Below are 23,777 nucleotides of genomic sequence, written 5' to 3' on the forward strand. Positions count from 1 at the left end.
CCAGCCGCATTTGGTAGAGTCAGAGGCGATCGCTCATAAAACATCTAAAATCGAAGTTAAATAGCTTTGATATAGTTATGGCAATCACTCGCTCTATGCTAGGGGCCGTTTATTTAAAAAACCTAAACTCTAACTAGTGCGATCGCTCACTGTATTTGCGACAGCAGCACGATAAAATTCTAAAACCATAATCGTACTAAAAGGTCTAAATGGCAGAAACACTATTCTTCAACGCCTTACGGGAAGCCATTGATGAAGAAATGGCGCGTGACTCCAGCGTATTCGTTCTCGGTGAAGATGTTGGACACTACGGCGGTTCCTATAAAGTTACCAAAGACCTGTACCAAAAATATGGCGAACTCCGCATTCTAGATACCCCCATTGCTGAAAATAGCTTTACTGGGATGGCTGTGGGAGCCGCAATGACTGGGTTGCGTCCGATCATTGAAGGCATGAACATGGGCTTTTTACTGCTTGCCTTCAATCAAATATCCAACAACGCTGGGATGCTCCGCTATACTTCTGGCGGTAACTTTAAAATTCCAATGGTAATTCGCGGCCCTGGAGGTGTAGGACGGCAGCTAGGTGCAGAACATTCTCAGCGACTAGAAACCTACTTCCAAGCTGTGCCAGGGTTAAAGATTGTTGCCTGCTCCACACCAAGAAACGCTAAAGGACTGCTGAAATCCGCTATCCGCGATGATAATCCGGTGTTGTTCTTTGAACACGTTTTACTTTACAACTTGAAAGAAGATTTACCAGAAGAAGAATACCTCCTCCCCCTAGATAAAGCAGAAATTGTGCGTCCAGGGAAAGATGTTACAATTATTACTTATTCCCGGATGCGCCATCATGTAGTGCAAGCCCTAAAAACTCTTGAAAAACAAGGATACGATCCAGAAGTTATCGATTTAATATCCCTCAAACCATTAGATTTTGATACCATTGGTGCATCAATACGTAAAACCCATAAAGTCATTGTTGTGGAAGAATCGATGCGCACTGCGGGTATTGGAGCAGAAGTCATCGCCTCAATCAACGATCGCTTATTCGATGAATTGGATGCGCCAGTACTGCGGCTTTCTTCCCAAGATATTCCCACACCTTACAACGGCAATCTGGAACGACTAACAATCATCCAACCAGAGCAAATAGTAGAAGCTGTGGAAAAAATGGTCGCTTTGCGAGTCTAGGGACTGAGGACTGGGAAGAGGCAGAGGAGCAGTGGAGCAGGGGAGCAGGGGAGAGAGAACTTGCAGTTAATCTTTTCCCTCTGCCCATGCCCAATGCCCAATGCCCGATCCCCAGTACCCAATACTTGCTCATAACTCCATAAAAGAGCGCTATTATAGCGTTTGTCAGTTGCGAGTTATGGTATGCAAAGACAGCGATCGCTATTAGTTTTGATTTTAGTCCTGATAATCGCCGCTATTACGGTGATTGTCACAATTCCGATACCTCTAGGGCTGGACTTGCGCGGAGGTTCACAGCTCACAATTCAGGTGAAACCATCAGCGGATATCCCCAAAATCACCGAACGCGAATTGGAAGGTGTGAAGAAAGTTGTCGAAGGCCGGATTAATGGTTTAGGTGTTTCTGAGCCAGTAATCCAAACAGTCGGTACAGATAAAATATTGGTGCAACTACCAGGAGTCAACGATCCAGAACAAGCTGAACGGGTGCTAGGGGGTACAGCACAGTTAGAATTTCGTACCCAAAAGGCGAATACAGAAACTCAACTACTTGCTTTTCAAGCATCAAGAGCCGAATTGAAATTTAAGCAAGAAGAATTAAGAAAAAGTACCGACAAAGCGGCAATTGTCAAGAATCAAGAAGACTTACAAAAAAATAATCAAGCGATCGCAGAATTGTTTGAAAGCACTAATCCACCGCTAATTGGCAAATACCTCAAGGATGCCTATGGTGAACCCACCCAAGGTAACAATTGGAATGTTGCCATTCGCTTCGACCAAAAGGGTGGCGAACTGTTTGCCAATTTGACGAAAAATCTCGCCGGTACTGGGCGTAGCATTGGTGTTTTTCTGGACAATGAACTGATTAGCGCTCCCACCGTGGGTATAGAATTTGCTGCTACTGGCATTACAGGTGGTTCTGCCGTAATTACAGGACGTTTTACCGCCCAGCAAGCCAATGACTTAGGCGTGCAGTTACGCGGTGGCGCATTACCTGTACCAGTAGAAATCGCAGAAAGGCGGACAGTCGGAGCAACCTTGGGTAAAGATAGCATTCAAAGTAGTATTTATGCTGGAGTCGGTGGTTTGACTTTAGTATTAATATTCATGGTGGTTTACTATCGACTACCAGGATTGATTGCGGATATATCACTAGTGATCTACTCTCTCTTAACTTGGTCAACCTTTGCTTTGTTGGGCGTTACCCTAACTTTGCCAGGAATTGCTGGTTTTATTCTCAGCATTGGGATGGCAGTTGATGCCAACGTGCTAATTTTTGAAAGGACGCGGGAAGAATTACGGGCGGGTAAATCTCTGTATCGTTCTGTAGAATCGGGTTTTTATCGCGCATTTTCTAGTATTTTAGATAGCAACGTCACTACATGGATTGCTTGCGCTGCCCTGTTTTGGCTGGGGTCTGGTTTAGTCAAAGGCTTTGCTCTTACTTTAGCTTTGGGGGTAGCTGTGAGTATGTTTACCGCAATTACCTGTAGTCGGACATTGCTATTTTTGGCAATTTCAATTAATTCTTTGCGGAAGACAGAACTTTTCTATCCAAACCTGCCAGCATCGAATAAGGCAGAGGTGACTCAATGAAACTAAGTATTAATAAATCGCGATCGCTTTGGTGGAGTATTTCTGCTGCTATCATCATCGCTGGTATCATCTCAATGGTGATTTCTTGGCAACAACCCAATATTCGTTCCCCCTTACGCCCCGGTTTAGATTTTATCGGTGGTACGCGGTTGCAGTTTGTCCGAGATTGCACCAAACCCGGTAACTGCGACAAACCAATTGATATCAACGCTGTCCGGGAAGTAGCAAAATCACAGGGACTAGGTGATAGTAGTATCCAAATTGTCTCGGAAAATGGTGCAGAAAATGGTGTACTAATTCGGTCAAAAGATTTGAGTGTCGATCAACGTACCAAGTTACAAAACGCTTTAAGCGAAGAAATCGGCGTTTTTGACCCACAAAAGAACCAGATTGATTCCGTTGGCCCCACTTTGGGAAAAGAACTGTTTACATCTGGGATGTTAGCTCTGATAGTTTCCTTCATCGGTATTACTATCTACATGAGCTTCCGTTTCCAGTTAGATTATGCTGTGTTTGCGATCGTTGCCCTATTCCACGATATCTTGATTACAGTTGGGGCTTTTTCAATTTTGGGTTTGGTGGCAGGCATCGAAGTAGATAGCCTGTTTATCGTCGCTTTACTTACGATCACAGGTTTTTCAGTCAACGATACAGTGGTAATTTACGATCGCATTCGGGAAACCCTGAAAATCCATCCCGAACAGCCAATTGCCCAAATTGTAGATGATGCGGTTAACCAAACATTGACAAGATCGATCAACACTACCTTAACCGTATTACTGACATTATCTGCAATCTTTCTATTTGGCGGAGAAACACTGAAATACTTTTCCCTGGCTTTGATTGTTGGCTTCACAATGGGGGCTTATTCGAGTATTTTCATCGCCAGTACTCTTCTAACTTGGTGGCGAGAGCGTCAAGGGGAATCCCAGGTGTTAGACAACGCTGATTCGATTGATACATCTCCCAGTTCCCAGGATAGTTAAACTTGTGTATATTTCAAAATTGGGTGAAAGCATTTTTAATTGCTCACCCACGCCTTGCAATTTTATTCCCCTATGGATCAACCGGAAGAACGATTAAATACTGTCCCAGACTTTGAGAAATCTGACCCATCGTTTGCTCAACAAGTACAAAGGCTACATCAGCTGACAGTATATGGCAGATGGCTGTTTGTGGGCTGTTTATGGCTGACTGTTGCGCCTGTCTCCTTGTGGGGTCTACGTGCAGAAATTGCTCTGTGGCAACAATATTTTACCTGGGTAGCAGTGAGATTTGGATTATTCTACCATCCACTTTCTACCTTCGGTCTCGCTTTTTGTCTGGGGATGACTGCTGCTGTTTTAGTTTGGCAAAGTCGGAATATTCTATTTGGACTGCCACCGCAGGAAAAACAACGTTTAGAAAAACAAGTTTATCGGATACGTCAACAGGGAGCAACTCATCCTCTATGGAAGTGGGTTTGTCATTAAATTTTCTTGCTCTACACGTACAGAAATTTATAGCAAAATATGACTGAAATCAAAGTTTAAATTGATGGGTAAGCAAGTTTGTAGTGAGTTAGCGCGGTCTTCTCCCAAGGGGAGACGCCAAGGGCGATGGGGGTTTCTTCCATGAGCGACTAACTTTCCCGTTGGGTCAGGACTTTAGTTTTTAATTTTCTCAGCACTCAAGTGCTTACTACAAACTTTTCATTACTAGCTAGCTTAGACATTGTACGAGACATCTGCTGAAAAAGAATGTAAAGACTTAGTAGTGCTACGTCTCTACAAGACTTCTGAATAATGCATATTTAATTTCATCAAATGTCTGCTCAAAGATACTGCTAAAAGTGGATGCCATACATGAACGATCTTCAGATTAAGTTTAGCGATCGCAAGTCTGAAATTGACCTTTATCAACTCCAAGAACTGTTAAACGTTTCCGCTTTCTGGGCAAAGGGACGCAGTATTGAAGACTTAGGTATCGCTATTGCCAACAGTGAGCCAGTAATTTCCGTCTGGAATAGCAATCGGCTCATTGGCTTTGCCAGAGCAACATCTGATGGCATCTATCGCGCCACAATTTGGGATGTTGTGATTCATCCAGAGTATCAACATAGTGGTTTGGGAAGCAATTTAGTAGAAACCGTTTTAAGACATCCTCGTATGAAGTCGGTTGAGCGAGTTTACCTGATGACTACTTACCAACAGGGTTTCTACGAAAAGATTGGTTTTCAAAGCAACACTACCACTACGATGGTGCTACACAATCAAGCTAACCGTACTTTCCTTGCTGCTACAGAAATTCAGCTTCAAGAATCATCGAAATAGTTCCGAGCAATGAGTGCTGTTAGCAGAAAGCTAGGGTTTAGCCCGTGCTGAGTATAAGAACTGTAGTAAGGTAGTCAAGGCGCAAGATTTCCTATTTACTACTCAGGACTCAGCACTACTCACTAAAGGGATAGATATTTGTATTCTGGTACGCAAGAGTGGTTCCTTGACAATAGTCGAGGGCAAGATTTCTAACTTTCCTCCCATAACTTCCACCAAAGTCTGATTGATTAATAGTCTCATTCCTGGGGAAAGAGTAGCGTTTTTGTGGTCAATCGGAGTCAACCGCTCTTCAAATTTGAGCAAATCAATCGGCTCACTCAAAGGTACAGCATGAGTTGGTAAATCTAGCCAAATTTTTACAAAATTGTTTGTAGGTAGAGTGCTAGTGGAAATACAAATGCTGCCTTCCTCCATTTGAGTAATCGCAGTGTCTATTAAACTTATCAATAATTGGCGGAGCCAGAGGTAATCTGTCAAAACATAAATTTCGGAGTCTGGGGGTAATAATTTTAAGGGAAAATTGCGATTTGCCGCCAGCATATAAGTTAAGTCATGAACCTCCTCTAAAATTTGGGCTAAGGGTCTAGGCTGAATATCTAATTTATTGGTGCCGTGTTCAGTTCTAGCAACATTGAGAATTTCATCCATTAGCTTCAGCAACTTCAGCGTTCGCTCGTGAGCTTGGGCAATGAATTCTCGCTCTTCAGCTGGATTTTCACACAAATCTGACAAAATTAATTGATGTAAGCCAATCAAACCATTAAAAGGCGATCGCAATTCATGGGTAGTCCGCGCCAAAAAACCAGCTTTAAACTGGCTCATTTCCTTTGCCATCAGATATGCCAGCTGCGTTTGCTGTAGCTGTTGTGATATTAGCGACATATCCTGTTGAGCTAATGGCGCTACTGGGGATGAGCTAGATGAAACATTAGGCGATGCCTGCTTTGGGCGTAGCCATCGCCCAAATAACTGACGGAAAACCATACCTAGTGCTATTCCTACTCCTAGATATATCCAGTTGCTCCAATTCATATCTGGCAATTATTAACTTGCTAATTAAGTACAACAGCGCCAACTAAAGTTTCAGATTTCTCTGTTGTTAACACCACGAAAACAACATTATAACTACCTATACTTAGTTATCACTCGATAAATCTAACTCGATGGCACCTTGTCGCAAAATCTGCCAATTTATCCCTGTCCATTTCGCAACGGTGGAAGGTATACCCATCCCTGGTATTTCACTCTGGTATTCTGTCGTTGCTAAAGTAAGAACTTTAGGAAACTGAGTCTCAATTTCTGCCATTGTTTGCAAAGGCGGCTGACCAGAAAAATTGGCGCTAGTGGTGGCAAGAGGGCCTGTTTGTGCCAAAATAGTTTGAGCGATCGCACTGTTCGGTACTCGAATCCCAATTGTTGTTGGATCGATGGGATTCATAACTTTTGGTAAGCGTTCGCTCGCTGGCAAAACTAATGTCAGCCCTCCTGGCCAATATTTATCTGCTACTTCTTGCCAAACTTTATATTCATTCTCACTACCTTTGACATACGGCCACAAATCTTCAGCACTACCCGCCATCAAAATCAAAGGTTTGTCTTGACTGCGTTGTTTCGCCGCAAAAATTAATCCTGCTTTTTCTGGCATCGCTGCAAGTGCCGGAACAGTATCCGTCGGAAAGCTCACCAAAACACCAGCACGTGCGCCAGCTATTAGATTTATTAAAGAAACTTGGGTCATATTTACAAAATGAGGAGTTAGAAGTTAGGAGTGAGGAATTTCATAACTCATCACTCATCACTCCTAACTTTTGTAGGCCAGGGCAAAACGTTCAATTCCAGCTAAATCAGCGTGAATTTGAATCTTACAATAGCTACCTTGATTTTGTAAAAGTTCTCGCACTGCATCCGCTTGTCCAGCCATCATCTCAATCAGCCACACGCCACCCGATTGCAAATAACTAGGGGAGATTTCGATCAAATGACGAATGCAATCTAAGCCATCAAGGCCACCATCCAAAGCCAGATGTGGTTCGTGGTTAACGACTTCTGGTTGCAAAGTCAGTAAGGTGTTGGTGGGTATGTAAGGGGGATTCGACACCATACCACTGAACTGACCTTTTAAGAATGTCAGTGGCTCCCACCAAGAACCTTGATAAAATTGAATCCGGTCAGCAAAACCCAAATTATCAGCGTTGGTTCGAGCGATCGCCAGAGCTTCTAAACTGTAATCAACTGCATGAATTGTGGCTTTTGGCAAGACATCTGCTAATCCGATGGCGATCGCACCACTCCCAGTCCCTAAATCCGCCCAATGTCCTGAAGTATTGCTAGTAGATGCTTCAGCTAAATCGATTAAACACTCTGTCTCTGGTCTAGGAATCAAAACTGCACTCGACACCGCGATTTTAAACTGACGCCAAGGTGTAACTTTGGCAATGTACTGCACTGGTAAGCGGTCATTTAATCGCCTCTGCCACAGATGCTCTAACTCTTCTAGCGGCAATTGCAGTTGAATTTGCGGCCAGTTTTTAAAAGACTCTAAACGCAGTGCCAAGCGGTCTAATCCAGCAACTTCGAGGAGCAACCAATCTACCTCCATTGGTGGGACATCAGTGGCGATCGCTGCTTCTTGAGCTGCATTCCGCCACTGCCAAAGTTGTAAACCAGAGACTATCAGATGTTTCTCCCCCATACGTCAACTTTGGAGCGCATATCCGTTATTTTTTCGGAGCGGGGGCAGCAGCTGGCTTGGCACCTGGCGATTGATTTGGCGCCAGGGAGCGAATAAAATTAATCGACTCCCGTGATGGATACAGAACAATTTTATTAATACTAGGATCGCTGCTGCTATTGAGAGCCTCCATAACACCGTACAAATCCACCACCTGAATTTCAGTATTGGCTCCTTCCTTTGGCACGGCTTTTTTGAATTCCTCTAACAGAGCCACTGCTTGTTCTTTCTCAAAAAAGAAAGGGATGTATCGCTCATTACCTTTAGCAAGGGGAATAGTCAGATAGCTATTATCTTTCTTAAATTTTGGTACAAATAGGGGAATACCATTGAATTGCTCTACCTTTTTACCATTTTGATTGAGCATACTTGTTGCCGAAGCTACTTGCTGTTGCGTCGGAACTAAGGTATAAATCACAGAATCTGATTTCTTTTTGCTTTCTTGGACTATTTTATAGTAGTCTGCCAAAGACAAAGGTCTAACCTGTAGAGTGCCTGCTAACTGGGGATTTTCTTTTTTGAGCCGATTGTCAAGGAATTTTTGAGCATCTTGCTTGCTAATAAAAAATCCCACTTGTGAGATCGGCTTGGATGCGTTGTTTCTCGAAAGAACTACGAATTCGCCTTTAGGATTGGTGAGCGTGAATACTGGTACTTCTTGGAGCTTTTTCACTACCTGATCTTGTGGCAGAGCGATCGCCTCTAGATTGCCCATTCCTGGTATATTGCCTATTCCTGAAAGCCCTGTTAAAAATACACTGCCAGCTATACCCAATGTTGCGCCTAAGCGAATAAATGATTTCATGACTGCTCCTCGCATCAATAGTCCAATTAAATTAAACAAATGGTTGGATTTGCACAGCACCAACTAGCTTTAGTTATATAGCAATTCATTTTAGTTTTGAAAAATTCATTATGCGCGTTGAGGTTGAGTGTTAAGCGTGAGGCAGCCCAGTCTTGTTGTTCCAAGAAAGAGGGACTGCCGTTAGCGCAAGCGGTAGCGACACAGGAGCGTCACCCGGAGTTTCAACGGTCAAAATCCAATGTTCCCTAACTATTTAGAGTTGCTATAGTATCGTTTTCACAAATTGGCTGTGCTAACGTTGTGTTTTTCTAGGTTTCGCTTCGCTATTTACCGCGAAATGCCGTAGATGCTTATTATATGTCTTCTCAAACAGCAAAAAGTTTCTCCATCTCTCCAACCTTGGAGATGATAAATGCTATTTTATCGACTTTTTCTAATATTGGTTGACGCTATTACTTAATCAACGTTCCATCTGCGATTGCTTTAATATCTTCTCAAATCTATACAAAGCTCAGTGTTCAGAATATCTTACTACTGAATGACGAAATTTGTCTGTTAGGCTTCAACCACAGAACAGCCTAATTGGTCTTCACCGTAAAAATATCTAATTAAATTGCAGATGTTAGTAAATAAAACTTAACTAACTACCCTAGCTGTTAACTATATTAATTAAATCGGGATGACAGGATTTGAACCTGCGGCATCCTGCTCCCAAAGCAGGCGCGCTACCAAGCTGCGCTACATCCCGTTATACTCATCCGCTTTTTTGGGTTTGCTTTTTAGCTCCCCATCAAAGCGATCGCGCTTTCACAAAAGCGTTAAGGCAATCATATCACATAACACTGCTCATGCCTAATATATTTAACGTGAGTTCGACGAGTGCGATTTTGACCTCTCCCCCAGCCCCTCTCCTACCAGGAGAGGAAAGCAAAAACCCTCTACTTTCGCTACTCCTTCCTCTCCTTACCCAGACGCACTCGCGTTCGCCTTTTAAAAGAGGGAGGCTGTCCGGGAGAGGTCTGTCGAACTCACGTTATATTTATATCTTCTGCAAATACTAGCTAGATTAGATATTTGGATTGATAAAGATTAAAGGTTTGTCTGCCGACTTAGTTATACAAGAGATATTACTTGTGCGTTCGTCGGCTAAACCTTGTCAAACCAAATTTCAATAATAGATTTGTACTACTATACCTGATTTTATTGTGCGAATCGGGTTTTATTTGGATTGAGCATTAGTGAGGATACCAGAACATGCCTTTGATGCCTTCTGGATCGGCCATAAACCCCATAGTTCGGTAGAAATCTACAACATGGGGGTCAGCGAAGAGAGTGACATTACTAATTTCTTCACTCCTAAGTTTTTTGAGAACGTATTTCATCAGCGCCTTGCCCAGTCCTTGACTTTGAAAGTCTGGATGAACCACTACATCCCAGATAGTGGCATTAAAGGCGTGATCTGAGGTAGCACGGGCAAAACCAATGAGCCGCTTTTGGTTTCCTCTCACTTGCCACATTGAAGCAACGAGAAAACTATGCTCAATAGCTTTTTTTACTTTTCTTAGAGGACGACGCGACCAACCAACTGCATCACAGAGTTCTTCTAACTCATATAGGTCAATATCTCGTTCCGTGCTGAAGACGATCCGAGCCTCCTTTGAAGCAGCTTCGCTAATACTACTCGGGCTAGAGTTGCCCGCAGTTTCTGCTGTATGCTCTTCAAAGAGATTTGTCCTAGTTGTCCCTACAGATTCAGGAGTACTAAACCAAGTTTTCCAAAAACCCATGCCAACGCGGTTCGGGTAGTATAACTGAATTGGTTTCCACTCTTAGGAGTGTTGATTCACTTTTAACATCGCTACGCCCATTTATTACCCTATTACACTCAAAGTTTTTCGGTTGTTTTCGGGATTTGCAATGGTAACAGCCAGTTAGAGCGTGTTTCACACCAATCATTTTCAACTTTAGCATTTTGTTGTAAAGGCTAGGAGAAATTCACCAAAAGGGTAAGGATATAACTAATTCAAAATTCACGCATTCACGCATTCAAATGAAAAAACCTAATCGTGGCAATTGCTCCTATAGAGCTTAAATGCACGTTAGCTTAGGAGTGTATTGTATAGGGGATTTGGGTATAAGGTATGGAACATTGAGAACACTCTTCTCTTGTCCCCCTTGTCCCCTTGTCCCCAGTCCTTAACATCTAACCCCTAACACCCAGCCCCCAGATGACGAAAGCAAGCGAGTTTTACCCTTAACAATGGCTTCTGGTTTAAAATCTTCGACACTGGAACTCCTAAAGCGCTTTAATCGAGCGTTTCCCCAGTTTTATGAGCAATTCGTCAGTAGTGAAATTCAACTGCAAAATTTGCGGCTAGCCTACCGTCTCTATAAAAGTAGACGCGCTGTGATTGAACTGAAACCGGAAGGTAGCAAAAGTGCCCTGCATTTTGCTTACCGCAACCAGTCTTTTCTCCTCAGCGATATTTTTGGTGTACTAGCAGCTTATGGGTTGACTATCCACGGTTTAAGTCTATACGGTCAAATCCGTCCGCCAATGTTAGTTTTTATCAAACTGTTGGTATCTCGTGGTAGTAAAGCCTTGACCGAGAAAACCGCAGAAAATGTCTGTCGCGCTATTCGCGAGGCTTTAGGAGGTCGGTTTGAGGTAGAAGAGATGCTGGCAGTAGAATTTAATCTTGACACTGGCTTAGAGCAGGTACAAACTGAGTTTTATGTCGATCCGGTATTTCATCTCCCTGCCTTAGTGATTGAAGCTGATAATCAACCAGGATTATTTTACAAAGTGATGTATGCTATCTGGCAGGAAGACCTTCTAGTCGTCAATGCCAATTTACTGGTTTGGCGCGGACGTACACGGCTAATTCTCTACTTGTTAGGGCCGAATGAAAGTCTCATTCCTGAATATCTGGGTCACAAAATTGCTGAAGGAGTGCGACAGAGGTTGCTGGGTAAATAAAAAAAGTAAAAAGTTATGAGTTATGAGTTATGAGTTAAAAATTCTTCACTCCTAACTTCTAACTCTTTCTACTTTAGTATTTAGTCGCACCCGTCCTTAAGGGTACGATACAAGTATGGCAACTATTGAAATCTTGGGCGTTCCACACGCATACGAGCTAACGGCTCCCACTTCCTGCCCCCATGCTTTAGTATTTATCCACGGTTGGCTCAATAGCCGTGGATATTGGCAACCTGTGATTTCCCGCCTATCAGATGATTTGCAGTGCCTGTCCTATGATTTGCGGGGTTTTGGTGAATCCCAATCCCAGATAAAAACCGATTTTAGTCGAGCACAAACGTCTTTGAGTATGATGCCTATCTCCAGTAGTACGGCTGACTCATCTTTCGATTCTCTTTATACTCCTGCTGCGTATACTCAAGATTTAGCAGCTCTTTTGAAACAGTTGAATATTAAAAGTGCTTGGCTAATTGGTCACTCATTAGGCGGGACGATCGCTCTTTGGGGAGCAGATCAAATGCCTGAGCGTGTTAAGGGAGTTATCTGTATCAACGCTGGCGGTGGTATTTACCTCAAAGAAGCCTTTGAGCAGTTTCGCTCGGCGGGTCAGAAATTTTTGCAAGTCCGTCCGCGCTGGCTGTCCCAAGTGCCTTTGATTGATTTATTGTTTACTAGAGCTAGTGTGGCTCGTCCTTTAGAGCGCTATTGGGCACGTCAGCGAGTAATAGATTTCGTTGTGGCCGATCCAGAAGCGGCTCTGGGGACTTTGTTAGACTCTACAACTGAAGAAGAAATCAATCGTTTACCTGAGCTAGTATCCCAACTGAAGCAGCCAGTTTATTTTTTGGCTGGCGCGGAAGACAAGGTTATGGAACCCAAGTATGTGCGCCATTTAGCTAGCTTTCACAGGCTTTTTCAATATTGTGGTGACAATGTTCTGGAAATTCCTAATTGCGGACACCTGGCTATGTTAGAACAGCCGGATGCAGTGGCAGATCACATCCGATCAATAGTCATTAGTCATTAGTCATTAGTCATTGGTCACTTGTACTGAGCGTAGTCGAAGTATTGGGCATTGGGCAACTGCAAATGACAAGGGACAAATGACATAGACGCGCCAGCGGCTACTCTTCTCCTGACGGAGACGCTGCGCGAACGAGAACGCCAAGGGCGAACCCGCAGAGTAGGACAAATGACAAAGGACAAATACTTCTCTACGAGAGGCTGCGCCAACGACTTCGCGGTAGTTGAGCGCAGTCGAAACTCAGTACAAGTGACAAATGACTAATGACTAATGACTAATGACTACTCAACAGGCTGATACAATTTCATCACCTGAGTAAGCCCTAATCTAGATTCAACGCCTAGTGTCAGGGGGGACGTATGACCACGGGATAGATGGTCAGCGGCGGCACAGCCAATCATGGCAGCGTTATCGGTACAGAATTTTAGAGGAGGGAAGAGGACGCGTAGGTTATGTTTAACGGCGGCGGCTTGGAGATTTTTTCTCAAGCCGCTATTAGCTGCTACACCGCCGCCAATGGCAATTGTGTCTAGACTATAGTCAAGGGCACAGGCGATCGCTCTTTTGGTTAGCGATCGCGCTACCGCATCCTGAAAGCTCGCTGCTATATCTGCCACTGGTACTTGTCCAGTATCTTTCTCTAACTGCTGCACTAAACGTAATACAGCCGTTTTTAACCCACTAAAACTTGCATCATAACGATGAAACCCCCCACCAGGTAAAGAAACTTTTCCTTCCGGTAAAGCAAAGGCTTGAGGATTACCCTGCTGTGCCAACTTGTCAATCGCTGGTCCACCCGGATAACCCAGCTTTAACAATCGCGCCACTTTATCAAAGGCTTCACCCGCAGCATCATCACGGGTTTGTCCCAGAGTTTCGTATATACCACAATCTTTGACATAAATCAAGCTTGTATGTCCGCCTGAAACCAGTAAGCTAAGAAAAGGGGGATTTAAAGTTGATTCGCTCAAGTAAGTTGCACAGATGTGACCTTCGAGGTGATGAACTCCCAAAAATGGCTTATTGTGTACCATCGCTAGAGTTTTGGCAGCAGTTAATCCCACCAATAGCGCTCCTACAAGTCCAGGGGCACAAGTGGCGGCAATTGCGTCAATTTGTCCCCAATTTAGTTGGGCTTGCTCTAAGGCTTGTGTGATCGCAACATTTATCGTTTCCAAGTGCTGGCGAGACGCTACTTCTGGTACTACCCCGCCATACTGCTGATGGACTGGAATTTGCGAGGCTACGATACTGCTGCAAACTTTACGATTGTTAACAATTGCGACGGCTGTTTCATCACAACTGGTTTCTATTGCTAAAACGGTTGTCATTGAGAGTGCTGAGTGCTGAGTTTTTGAGTTCTGAGTCCTGAATCCTGAATAGTAGAGAAAAAATCTTGCTTCTTTACTACCCTACAACAACAATTCTTATACTCGGCACTCGGAATTCAGCACTCAGCACTAATTTTGGTTGAGAAGCTTTAACTTTTATTTACTTAAACTTTACTCGGTTCCCACCCAAGAGTATGATGACTTCCTAGTTATGCAAATAAACAACTGTACAAGCCGCTTCGTTTTGTACAAAGAACTTCTTGTTTTGTAATAAAAGGAAACAACTCTATGCGACGATTGTTTGCTTTGATGTTAGCGATTAGTCTTTGGTTCAATTTTGCCCCCCCAGCACAAGCTTTAGGGGCTAATTTGACACCGTGCAAAGACAATCCCGCTTTTCAAGAGCTAGCAGCTAATGCCCGTAATACCACTGCCGATCCTGAATCTGGGAGAAAGCGGTTTGAGCGTTATTCTCAGGCGCTGTGCGGTCCTGAAGGATATCCCCACTTGATTGTTGATGGTCGTCTAGATCGTGCTGGTGACTTTTTGATCCCTAGCATTTTGTTTCTATATATTGCTGGTTGGATTGGTTGGGTAGGTCGTGCCTATCTGCAAGCAGTCAAAAAAGACTCGAATACTGAACAAAAAGAAATCCAAATCGATTTTGGTTTGGCACTACCTATCATAGCGTCAGGCTTTACTTGGCCAGTAGCAGCAGTCCAAGAATTTCTCTCTGGAAAATTAGCAGCCAAGGATACAGAAATCCCCATTTCCCCACGCTAAATCAGCTTAACTAATTCATTCGTTTTGGAGACTAAATTTATGGCAGACAAAGGCGATCAATCAGCTTATTTGATTAAATTCATTTCCACAGCGCCCGTAGCCGCTACGATATGGCTGTTCATCACAGCAGGTATCTTGATTGAATTCAACCGCTTTTTCCCCGACCTACTTTTCCACCCACTACCATAAGTGTCAAATAGGACTTAGGACTGTTGAATCAATGTCTTGTTTTTTGCTTAATATTGTGTAGTTGATTTTTTCAGCTTAGTTAGGCAGAATTATCACTAAAATAGCCGGCAAAAATAGTTTTTTGAAACTCGTGATACTGTTTACAGATCGCGAGTTTCACGGTTTTAAAATCAGCTAAATTAATTTTTCTAAACTTCCTAAACAAAATGCTTCTTTAGCGACAATTATTATTAATATAAAAATGCCACCATTTTAATTTAAAGGCGAACATAAAATATGGCACAAGCAGTAGATGCATCAAAGAATCTTCCCAGCGATCCTAGAAATCGGGAAGTTGTTTTTCCCGCATTTGGCGATCCACAGTTAGGCAACTTAGAAACCCCGGTTAATTCTTCTCCTTTGATCAAGGGGTTTATTAATAATTTACCTGCCTATCGCCCAGGTTTGGCTCCTGCTAGACGCGGTTTGGAAGTTGGTATGGCTCATGGTTACTGGCTATTTGGCCCCTTTGCCAAATTAGGCCCACTGCGGGACACAGATAATGCTAACTTAGCTGGGTTACTGTCAGCTATTGGCTTGGTTGTAGTTCTCACAGGCGCTCTATCGCTGTATGCAAATAGCAATCCACCCAAAGCACTTCCTAGTGTTACCGTACCCAAGCCTCCAGCAGATGCTTTTAACTCTAAAGAAAGCTGGAACAACTTCGGCAGTTCTTTCTTAATTGGTGGTATTGGTGGTGCAGTAGTTGCTTACTTTTTGACCAGTAATTTGGCACTAATTCAAGGTCTATTTGGTTAATTACTAGGAGTTAGCAGTAAAGACGCGATTAATTGCGTCTGTACAGGAGTTAAGAATTAGGAGTTTAAATTTATAACTTCTAACTCTTAACTCCTAATTTATTTAAACAAAACTCCTTCAATATCATTTAAAGCAGTTTCAAAATCGTCATTAACGATTTGAATATCAAATTCATCTGCGGCTTGAATTTCTTCTTGGGCGCGAAGCAAACGACGGGCGATCGCTTCTTCAGAATCTTGGGCACGAGAGCGTATTCGTTTCTCTAATTCATCAAAGGAAGGCGGTAAAATAAAAATGCTGAGGGCACTGGGGAAGGAAGCACGAATTTGTCTTGCCCCTTCTAGTTCAATTTCCAGCACCACCAACTTACCGAAATGAATTTGGTTAAGTACTGCTTCACGGGGTGTGCCGTAATAGTTACCAGCAAATTCTGCCCATTCTAAAAATTCGCCTTCAGCAACTAATTGTTCAAACTTACTGCGACTGATGAAGTAATAACTTTTGCCATCGATTTCCCCTGGACGGGGAGAACGAGTTGTTACGGATACAGAATAATAGAGTTCTGGATGACGCTCTAGGAGCGATCGCATTAAAGTGCCTTTACCGACCCCACTAGGGCCAGTTAAAACAATTAATTTGCCTAAATGTAAGCATTCTTCGGTAGTCGCACTACTCTGGATCGGTAAAACTGGCATCATCCCTTCAACCTGTGAATCAATCAATACATATTATTCATTAGTCTTGTATTCCTGGTCTAGTCCACTGGTGACTAAGGAATTTGTAGCAAGAGTGACAGAAAATTTGTCTAATTCACATGGTACTACCGATACGGTGCAAAGAGGAGTAGGAAAAACCCCTTGCTAGTCAATTATCTACAGTTTGATGCTCGCGAGAAATCACAAAGCGATTCGCTACCGTTTCCGGCTGAATCGCTGACAGAATTACGTGGCTGGAATCGGTGATAATTACAGCCCTAGTCCGACGACCGTAAGTTGCATCAATCAGTTGACCTCTGTCTCGTGCATCGGTAATAATCCGCTTAATTGGGGCAGACTCTGGACTGACAATGGCAACTACTCGGTTGGCAGAGACGATGTTACCAAACCCGATGTTAATTAACTGAATGTCCATAAAAAAACTGACGCTAAAGGCGGTTTGATAAAGCTTGAAATAAACTTCTTTCCATGTTATCGCCAAAAAACGGGAGTTACAACGCTTAAATTTAAGCCAATCTGCGTTTTTAAATAATGTCTGCTTCTTTTAGCTATTTATTAGCTATTTTTCCTAAAAATATTCCTAAAGATACAGGTAAAATCATACTGATACGAGCTAGTTAGGTAATGTATCTTCTCTGAAAATAATTAGTACCGCAAGAGGCGAATTCAAAATTCACAATGACGCTTGCAAACTCGCGAACAAAATTCAAACAGGTATACAGCGTAAGCATTTTACTGATTTGAAATGAGTAGTTTCTTTACGCCGTGCTGTAAAAAGTTAGCTTACCTTTAACAAGGGGCTATGCCGCGCCAGAGCATTTCAAAGAAAGTAAATAATTTTCAAACTTGTGTTATTGTTCATTATTGAATCTTTGAATCTCCTCAATCAAACGATCCTAATCAAGATGTTCTAAATCTTGTTCTTGCAATTATTTTAATGTAGTTTATAACCACAAGTGATAATCCTGTTTATAGAGAATTTGAGTAAGTATTTTTAGATATTACTTAATATTCTTCTAATTTACGAAGATTGGGAATTAGGTTTTATTGACGTAAACTTCCAGCTTCACAATCGCGCAACCAAGCTTTAACCCCTTGGGCAACAGTACCGTTACTACTATCTCGTGGTGGAGATAGTGGTTGCTGTTGTGAATAGGAACCTGCTTGAGAAAACATCATCACTAGTTGCCAACCACTTTTAGTGTTAGTCAATAACAGCCAGTGAAATTCTTGCAATTCTACAACTTTCCGATCTATGTACTGCCGCTCCAAGGTAGTAAAGAAAACTTGCTTAACTCCTGATGCAGCACTTTTAGACACATCTGCACTATATTCTTCCAGGTTAAGGGGCAGAGGATTAAACTCAGGTCTTCCTGCCACTAACATATAACTGTAAACCTGACTGCTTCTACTGAGGCGGCGGGCGCGTTGACTAGCGCGATTGGTATAACTAGGTAATTTTTGCAGTAGCTGTATAGTTAATGTTTCTAAATTTTGCTCAGAACACAAAGACTTCGCACCACTGTTCGCATTTTCCCTTTCTGCAAGCGTCGAGGGTTTAGGGATAGGGTTTATCGAGAAGGCTGGGTAAGCAAAGCTATTTGAAACTACAACCCAGAAGCCACAAGCAAACAGGAAACTATAATGTTTCTGACTGAGTGAAGAGGCAAGATTGTTCTTCTCTACACCCTGCACTCTGAGTTTCTCACTGACTCTTAGCTTCATGCCACCGCGATTAACTCCTCAGAAATTCTCTTCCAGGCTAACTCAGGCTCAGTAGCAGTGGTGATGGGACGACCAATCACTAGATAATCTGCACCGGCAATAATAGCTTGAGCTGGAGTGAGCGATCGCTTTTGATCCCCTTTGTCTGCCCAAGTTGGTCTAACCCCCGGACAAACAAGCAAAAAGTCATCTCCACAAGTTTGTCGTAGCTGTGCTACCTCTTGAGGCGAACAAACTACCCCATCCAAACCAGATTCTTGAGCCAGCAGGGCCATTTCTAGAGCATATTCTGGCAATTCTAAGGGGATTTTTAAATCAAATGCCAGCTGCTTACTAGAAATGCTCGTTAACAGAGTAATCGCTATTAACTTTGGTGGTTGTACACCCGCTTGTGCTGCTCCTACTTGTGCCGCTTCTGTTGCAGCCTTGAGAGCTTCTCTACCACACGTAGCATGAATTGTCAATAAATCCACACCATAACGAGCTGCACTACGGCAAGCACCTGCAACAGTGTTGGGGATGTCATCAAACTTTAAATCCAGGAAAATCCGCTTTTGCCTGGATTTTAGCACTTCCAGAATTTTCGGGCCAGTGCTGGTAAACAACTCTAAACCTACTTTGAAGAAAGTAACATCCTCAAGTCGATCTACAAGGGCGATCGCACTTTGTTCATCCGGTACATCCAAAGCCACAATTATTTTGTCATTAGTCATTGGTCACTTGTACTGAGCGTAGTCGTTGGCGTGGTCACTGAGCGTAGTCGAAGTGCAGCCTCTCCAAGAGTTGTATTTGTCATTAGTTTTTTCATTCTTACTCCCAATTTAGGGTACTAAGCGCACAAACTTATTTTTTCCAACTTGTAAAACTTTACCTTGTAATTCACCAAGAGCATCGAAAGTGGTATCAGCATCGGTAATGCGATCGCCATCTAAACGCACGCCACCCTCTTGAATTTTCCGCTTTCCTTCACCTGTACTTTTGCACAAACCAGTGACATTGAGAATATATGCTAACTTCGTAGGAAATTGCTGCACGCCAGCTAGAGAAAATTCTGGAACAGCACCTTCTTTACCGCCACTTTGGGCTGCTTCTTTTGCCTCTTGGGCTGCTTGTTCGCCGTGGTACTGTTTAACAACTTCCCATGCTAAGAGTGTTTGGCGATCGCGGGGATTTTCTGGCAGTCGATCCAAAGGTAAATCCGTCAACAGTTCAAAATACTGTTCTAGGAGATGATCGGGAACTCCTTGCAACTTTTGATACTTTTGTCCTGGGTGTTCTGACAATCCGATATAATTACCTAAAGACTTAGACATTTTTTGCACGCCATCTGTGCCAATCAAAATTGGCAGTAGCATTCCAAATTGGGGCTTTTGACCAAAATGGCGCTGCAAATCTCTGCCTACAGCAATATTAAATTTCTGATCGGTGCCGCCTAATTCTACATCTGCCTCAACTGCAACCGAATCAAAACCCTGCATTAACGGGTACAGGAACTCATGGATAAAAATCGGATTCTCTTTTTTATAGCGATCGGCAAATCCTTCCTTCGCTAACATCTGCCCCACCGTCATCGTCGAGAGTAACTCCAAAATTTTCTCTAAGTTGAGCTTAGAGAGCCATTCGGAGTTATAGCGCACCTCTAACCTTCCTGGTGTGTCAAAATCCAAGATAGGACGTACTTGATCTAAATAAGTCTGAGCATTTTGAGCTACATCTGCTTCTGTAAGCTGACGACGCACTTCAGATTTACCAGTTGGATCGCCAATACGCGCTGTAAAATCGCCAATAATTAAAACTGCTGTATGACCTGCATCTTGAAATCCTCGCAGTTTTCGTACTGGTATGCTATGACCAAGATGAATATCAGTACCAGTAGGGTCAATCCCCAATTTGACCCTTAAAGGTTTGTTTGTAGTTTGTAAGAGCCTTTCTAGACTTTCGCTGTTAACATCAACTGATTGTGGGAATACTTCTACTACACCACGACGCAACCAAGCAAAATCTGGCGTCATGCTAAGAGATTCATTATTACCTATGTTTTGCACACTAGAAGTTAAGTTGGTTATAAACACTTGCAATTTATCCACTTTCTCATCCGCCAAACTACTATAATTGCAAAAAACTAACCGCCTTGCTTCACCCAATCAATTACAGTTAAATTTACAAATGAGGAAGTGAAATAGCCGTGTCGTCGTCTAGGACTTTTGAAGATAAACAGCCACAGCGTCGGGCTTCATCAGGTTTTGAGTTTTTGAAAGGAGTCGGTCAGGTAACTGGCGGTACTCTCCTCTCAATCACCATGCTGGCAAGTTCCATTGTAGCCGGAGGACTGGTTGGTTTAGCCATCAGTTTCCGTAATTTGCCAGATGTCAGACAGCTACGTAACTTCTTTCCCTCAGAAACTACTTACATTTATGACGTTAAGGGCAAACTCTTAGCGAGTATTCACGGGGAAGCCAATCGGGAAGTCGTACCCCTAGATAGAATTTCCCCGAACTTAAAACGGGCAGTATTGGCAAGTGAGGATAGCCACTTCTACGATCACCACGGTATTAACCCTACTGGTGTTGGCCGGGCTATAGTAGTTAACGCTGTAGCAGGTGGAGTCAAAGAAGGTGGCTCCACTGTTACTATGCAGTTGGTAAAAAACCTGTTTTTGTCTCAAAAGCGGGCCTTTACCCGTAAGTTAGCAGAGGCTGTGCTAGCAATCCGGTTAGAACAAATTCTCACTAAAGACCAAATATTAGAAATGTACCTCAATCAAGTTTATTGGGGTCATAACAATTATGGTGTACAAACGGCAGCCCGCAGTTACTTTAATAAATCATCAGAATATTTAAGCTTGGGTGAGTCAGCAATGATGGCGGGTTTGATCCAAGCACCAGAAGAATTTAGCCCGTTTGTGAGCATGAAGCTGGCAAAACAGAAACAAAAAGAAGTGCTGGGACGGATGCTGGAATTGAACTGGATTAGCCAGTCAGAATACGATAATGCCCTCAAGCAAGAAATCAAACTTGGTAAAATCAAATCCTTTCAAGGTAGTGCCCTACCTTATGTAACCAATACCGTAGCGCAGGAGTTGGCTAAGAAGTTTGGGCGTGAGACACTACTCAAAGGCGGGATGCGGGTGCAAACTACAGTTGACGCCAACTTCCAAATCATGGCTGAGGAAACTGTTACGAAGTGGCATAAAACACTTTTAGAGCAGGGATTATCTAAGAATCAAATGGCCCTGGTAGCAGTCGATCCACGCACGCATTTTATTAAAGCATTGGTGGGGGGTATAGATCCGAAGATCAGTGAATTCAATCGTGCGACTCAATCTCAGCGCCAGCCCGGATCTTCTTTTAAACCGTTTGTATATTATACTGCTTTCGCTAGTGGGAAATATGCACCAGACTCAACGGTGGATGATTCTCCAGTCAGCTATCGAGATGGTAACGGTTGGTACTTTCCCAGAAATTATGATGGTAGTTTTAGGGGAGCAATGCCAATTCGCACAGCTTTAGCCCAATCGCGAAATATTCCTGTGATCAAGGTTGGTAAGGCTGTGGGGATGAATAGAGTCATAGAAACCTGCCGGACTTTAGGAATTACGAGTCCGATGGAACCTGTGACTTCCTTGCCACTTGGTGCAATTGGTGTCACCCCTCTGGAAATGGCTAGTGCATACGCTACTTTTGCTAATTATGGCTGGCAATCTCCACCAACTGTAATTGCCCGTGTCACCGATAGTAGTGGTAATGTGTTGCTGGATAATACCCCGAAACCGCAACTAGTTCTCGATCCTTGGGCATCAGCTGCAATTATCGATGTGATGCGATCGGTAATCACTGAAGGTACAGGTAAAAGTGCTGCGATCGGTCGCCCAGCCGCAGGGAAAACGGGAACAACATCATCAGAAAAAGATATTTGGTTTGTTGGCACTGTGCCACAGTTGACAACTGCTGTTTGGGTAGGGAGAGATGACAATAGACAATTAGCTGACCATGCCACAGGTGGTGTCATGGTTGCTCCCATTTGGAAAGATTTTATGGAGAAGGCACTTAAAAACGTACCTGTAGAAAACTTCAAGCCACCTTCCCAGTTTTCTCGTCCCAAGTCAAATTAAAGTTAGAAGCGATAAGTTATGAGTTATGAGTTGATTGACAACTCCTAACTCCTGTAGAGACGCGATTAATCGCGTCTGTACTTCTAACTTTTGCTAGGGCTGTTTTTCTAGCTCGGCTTTCATCCGTTCTAAAGTGAGGTGCATTTGGTCAAACATTTGTTGCGGAGTAACACCGAACTGACCTAATTGGGTTTTCAGTTGTTCTACTGTCATTTGTGCCATGAAATCTTCTGATAGCTCGAAGCGCTTCATAAAGATGCGGTACCGATCCATCATGGTTTCCATTTGCTCAATAAACAGCTTTTTGCCATCGCGGTCAAATTTGCCGTAGCTGTTGCCAAGCTTGATCAGCGCTTGATAATCCTCAAACAGCTGTTTTGCTTCTTGCTGAACTATTTCAGAATCGAAGAATCCCATATTGCTTATACTAAACTGAGCGCCCAGACTCAGTAGCTTAATAGTTTTACTTCTATTTATTATTTTAGTCTAGGGGAGTAATCTAGTCACGAAGCTTCGGTTTTGGTACGGTTTGTTACCGAAATTTCAACACTTGACTTGAGAAGGTTTCCCCTTGTTAAATCGACTTAATAAACTCGCAATACTCAGAGCTTTAGCCATTGATTTCGGATTGGTATTTTCACCCGGTTCAATTTTCAGTCTGGTAGCGTATTTCTGAGCTAGTGAATCTTGCGGGTTAAGTTTTAATGCCTGACGGATATAAACCCTGGCCATCCCGATAAATTTCTGTTTTAGATGTACTAAACCTAATAAAGCATAATAGTCGCTGTTATTTGGCTCTAACTTGATGGCATCGCGCAGTTCTTGTACGGCTAGGGCCCAATTGGCTAGCCTGACGTACTCAATCGCTCGCTGGTAGTGACGTTGGGCGTAATTTGTCAAAACTGGTTTGACATTAGTTTCTTGATTAAATGTCAATTCAATTGGCTTGACTTCTACTTCCGGGATGATGCGAACAGCTTTTTGCGGTAGAAACAAGTCAGGTTTATGCAACTGTAAGTAAACTAAATTCAGTATACTAATTTGTTGTGTAACTTGATAAAACTGATGGAGTGATTTGTATTGAGCTTCTGCATAGGAAGCGATCGCTTCTTCATAAAACAACTCTGCTTGGGGTGCAGACATTTCTATAATTTCCTGAGCTATGGCACTTTGCCCACACAAAGCTTGCTGCTGTAGTACTCTTGCGTCCGATCGCAGCATAGCTATAGTAATTAAGCGCTTGTGTCGATTTTTGAGTTGTTCGTAAGCTGGATTGATTAAATAGCTAAGTATTGCCGTTGCTAATTCTTGGTCTGGATTGCAGCTTTTAGCATAGCGATCGGGATGTAGCAGTTTCGCTAAAGTGTGATAGCGTTTAAAAATCTGGCGATCGTCAGCACTCACAGAAATTCCTAGTACAGCGTAAGGATCGCAAAGCTGTTTTAGCCATTCTGGCGGTAGGAAAGTCTGTGACATCGTA

At 43.0% G+C, this 23,777-nt stretch carries 24 protein-coding genes and 1 tRNA gene; 11 read left to right on the top strand and 14 right to left on the bottom strand.

What is annotated here, in order from left to right; translation table 11 throughout:
- Positions 1 to 209 precede the first annotated feature (209 nt).
- From NSTC731_RS14820 to NSTC731_RS14840, 5 genes are all read left to right on the top strand, one after another.
- On the top strand, positions 210 to 1,193 hold the full coding sequence (locus tag NSTC731_RS14820) for an alpha-ketoacid dehydrogenase subunit beta (protein ID WP_322697102.1): 984 nt from the start codon (positions 210 to 212) through the stop codon (positions 1,191 to 1,193).
- A 183-nt stretch (positions 1,194 to 1,376) separates the two neighbouring features.
- Positions 1,377 to 2,789, top strand: a complete 1,413-nt coding sequence (gene secD, locus NSTC731_RS14825) for a protein translocase subunit SecD (RefSeq protein WP_445631464.1) — start codon at positions 1,377 to 1,379, stop codon at positions 2,787 to 2,789.
- A complete protein-coding gene (gene secF, locus NSTC731_RS14830; protein WP_445631465.1) occupies positions 2,786 to 3,775 on the top strand; it encodes a protein translocase subunit SecF in 990 nt (329 codons plus the stop codon). Before secD ends, secF begins: the two co-directional genes overlap by 4 nt.
- Before the next feature lie 72 nt (positions 3,776 to 3,847).
- Positions 3,848 to 4,261, top strand: coding sequence for a hypothetical protein (locus NSTC731_RS14835; protein WP_445631466.1), 414 nt, complete (start codon positions 3,848 to 3,850; stop codon positions 4,259 to 4,261).
- A 372-nt stretch (positions 4,262 to 4,633) separates the two neighbouring features.
- Positions 4,634 to 5,101: a GNAT family N-acetyltransferase gene (locus NSTC731_RS14840; RefSeq protein WP_445631467.1), complete on the top strand. Its 468-nt coding sequence runs from the start codon at positions 4,634 to 4,636 to the stop codon at positions 5,099 to 5,101.
- A gap of 102 nt (positions 5,102 to 5,203) precedes the next feature.
- Here NSTC731_RS14840 and NSTC731_RS14845 read toward each other — a convergent pair whose 3' ends face one another.
- From NSTC731_RS14845 to NSTC731_RS14870, 6 genes are all read right to left on the bottom strand, one after another.
- Complete coding sequence (locus NSTC731_RS14845) at positions 5,204 to 6,136, bottom strand: sensor histidine kinase (RefSeq protein WP_445631468.1); 933 nt, start codon at positions 6,134 to 6,136, stop codon at positions 5,204 to 5,206.
- A 103-nt stretch (positions 6,137 to 6,239) separates the two neighbouring features.
- Positions 6,240 to 6,842, bottom strand: a complete 603-nt coding sequence (locus NSTC731_RS14850; RefSeq protein WP_445631469.1) for an L-threonylcarbamoyladenylate synthase — start codon at positions 6,840 to 6,842, stop codon at positions 6,240 to 6,242.
- Between the two features lie 63 nt (positions 6,843 to 6,905).
- Entirely contained in the window at positions 6,906 to 7,796 is an 891-nt protein-coding gene (gene prmC, locus NSTC731_RS14855) for a peptide chain release factor N(5)-glutamine methyltransferase (protein ID WP_445631470.1), read from the bottom strand.
- A 25-nt stretch (positions 7,797 to 7,821) separates the two neighbouring features.
- Complete coding sequence (locus tag NSTC731_RS14860; protein ID WP_445631471.1) at positions 7,822 to 8,640, bottom strand: Tic22 family protein; 819 nt, start codon at positions 8,638 to 8,640, stop codon at positions 7,822 to 7,824.
- 674 nt (positions 8,641 to 9,314) lie between these two features.
- A tRNA-Pro gene (locus NSTC731_RS14865) sits at positions 9,315 to 9,388 on the bottom strand.
- A 487-nt stretch (positions 9,389 to 9,875) separates the two neighbouring features.
- On the bottom strand, positions 9,876 to 10,427 hold the full coding sequence (locus NSTC731_RS14870; RefSeq protein WP_322671979.1) for a GNAT family N-acetyltransferase: 552 nt from the start codon (positions 10,425 to 10,427) through the stop codon (positions 9,876 to 9,878).
- A gap of 473 nt (positions 10,428 to 10,900) precedes the next feature.
- Here NSTC731_RS14870 and NSTC731_RS14875 point away from each other — a divergent pair, with 473 nt between their 5' ends.
- Positions 10,901 to 11,620, top strand: a complete 720-nt coding sequence (locus NSTC731_RS14875) for a hypothetical protein (protein WP_445631472.1) — start codon at positions 10,901 to 10,903, stop codon at positions 11,618 to 11,620.
- Between the two features lie 115 nt (positions 11,621 to 11,735).
- Complete coding sequence (locus tag NSTC731_RS14880; protein ID WP_445631473.1) at positions 11,736 to 12,647, top strand: alpha/beta fold hydrolase; 912 nt, start codon at positions 11,736 to 11,738, stop codon at positions 12,645 to 12,647.
- Positions 12,648 to 12,925: 278 nt separating this feature from the next.
- On the opposite strand, the gene tsaD is transcribed toward NSTC731_RS14880, so the two are convergent.
- Complete coding sequence (gene tsaD, locus NSTC731_RS14885; protein WP_445631474.1) at positions 12,926 to 13,975, bottom strand: tRNA (adenosine(37)-N6)-threonylcarbamoyltransferase complex transferase subunit TsaD; 1,050 nt, start codon at positions 13,973 to 13,975, stop codon at positions 12,926 to 12,928.
- A 288-nt stretch (positions 13,976 to 14,263) separates the two neighbouring features.
- On the opposite strand from tsaD, the gene NSTC731_RS14890 reads away from it, so the two are divergent.
- The 3 genes from NSTC731_RS14890 to NSTC731_RS14900 all read left to right on the top strand — a co-directional run bounded on the left by NSTC731_RS14890 (position 14,264) and on the right by NSTC731_RS14900 (position 15,745).
- Positions 14,264 to 14,758: a Photosystem I reaction center subunit III gene (locus NSTC731_RS14890; RefSeq protein WP_445631475.1), complete on the top strand. Its 495-nt coding sequence runs from the start codon at positions 14,264 to 14,266 to the stop codon at positions 14,756 to 14,758.
- Between the two features lie 39 nt (positions 14,759 to 14,797).
- Positions 14,798 to 14,947, top strand: coding sequence for a photosystem I reaction center subunit IX (psaJ, locus tag NSTC731_RS14895; RefSeq protein ID WP_094349471.1), 150 nt, complete (start codon positions 14,798 to 14,800; stop codon positions 14,945 to 14,947).
- Between the two features lie 276 nt (positions 14,948 to 15,223).
- Positions 15,224 to 15,745, top strand: coding sequence for a photosystem I reaction center protein subunit XI (locus NSTC731_RS14900; RefSeq protein WP_445631476.1), 522 nt, complete (start codon positions 15,224 to 15,226; stop codon positions 15,743 to 15,745).
- A 98-nt stretch (positions 15,746 to 15,843) separates the two neighbouring features.
- Here the strand turns inward: NSTC731_RS14900 and gmk are convergent, their stop codons facing one another.
- The 5 genes from gmk to tyrS form a co-directional block, all read right to left on the bottom strand.
- Entirely contained in the window at positions 15,844 to 16,443 is a 600-nt protein-coding gene (gene gmk, locus NSTC731_RS14905) for a guanylate kinase (protein ID WP_445632102.1), read from the bottom strand.
- 166 nt (positions 16,444 to 16,609) lie between these two features.
- Positions 16,610 to 16,876 carry an extracellular matrix/biofilm regulator RemA gene (remA, locus tag NSTC731_RS14910; RefSeq protein WP_041233849.1) on the bottom strand — a complete coding sequence of 89 codons (267 nt, stop codon included), beginning with the start codon at positions 16,874 to 16,876 and terminating at the stop codon, positions 16,610 to 16,612.
- 629 nt (positions 16,877 to 17,505) lie between these two features.
- Positions 17,506 to 18,186, bottom strand: a complete 681-nt coding sequence (locus tag NSTC731_RS14915) for a hypothetical protein (protein ID WP_445631477.1) — start codon at positions 18,184 to 18,186, stop codon at positions 17,506 to 17,508.
- Complete coding sequence (gene pyrF / locus NSTC731_RS14920; RefSeq protein ID WP_445631478.1) at positions 18,183 to 18,899, bottom strand: orotidine-5'-phosphate decarboxylase; 717 nt, start codon at positions 18,897 to 18,899, stop codon at positions 18,183 to 18,185. The genes NSTC731_RS14915 and pyrF overlap by 4 nt, the downstream gene beginning before the upstream one ends.
- Before the next feature lie 108 nt (positions 18,900 to 19,007).
- A complete protein-coding gene (tyrS, locus tag NSTC731_RS14925) occupies positions 19,008 to 20,198 on the bottom strand; it encodes a tyrosine--tRNA ligase (protein ID WP_445632103.1) in 1,191 nt (396 codons plus the stop codon).
- Positions 20,199 to 20,371: 173 nt separating this feature from the next.
- On the opposite strand from tyrS, the gene NSTC731_RS14930 reads away from it, so the two are divergent.
- On the top strand, positions 20,372 to 22,297 hold the full coding sequence (locus tag NSTC731_RS14930) for a transglycosylase domain-containing protein (RefSeq protein WP_445631479.1): 1,926 nt from the start codon (positions 20,372 to 20,374) through the stop codon (positions 22,295 to 22,297).
- A 93-nt stretch (positions 22,298 to 22,390) separates the two neighbouring features.
- Here the strand turns inward: NSTC731_RS14930 and NSTC731_RS14935 are convergent, their stop codons facing one another.
- Complete coding sequence (locus NSTC731_RS14935; protein ID WP_094349476.1) at positions 22,391 to 22,714, bottom strand: DUF1825 family protein; 324 nt, start codon at positions 22,712 to 22,714, stop codon at positions 22,391 to 22,393.
- A 126-nt stretch (positions 22,715 to 22,840) separates the two neighbouring features.
- Positions 22,841 to 23,773 carry a DnaJ domain-containing protein gene (locus NSTC731_RS14940; protein ID WP_445631480.1) on the bottom strand — a complete coding sequence of 311 codons (933 nt, stop codon included), beginning with the start codon at positions 23,771 to 23,773 and terminating at the stop codon, positions 22,841 to 22,843.
- Positions 23,774 to 23,777: the final 4 nt, after the last annotated feature.

Source organism: Nostoc sp. DSM 114167 (assembly GCF_052692655.1).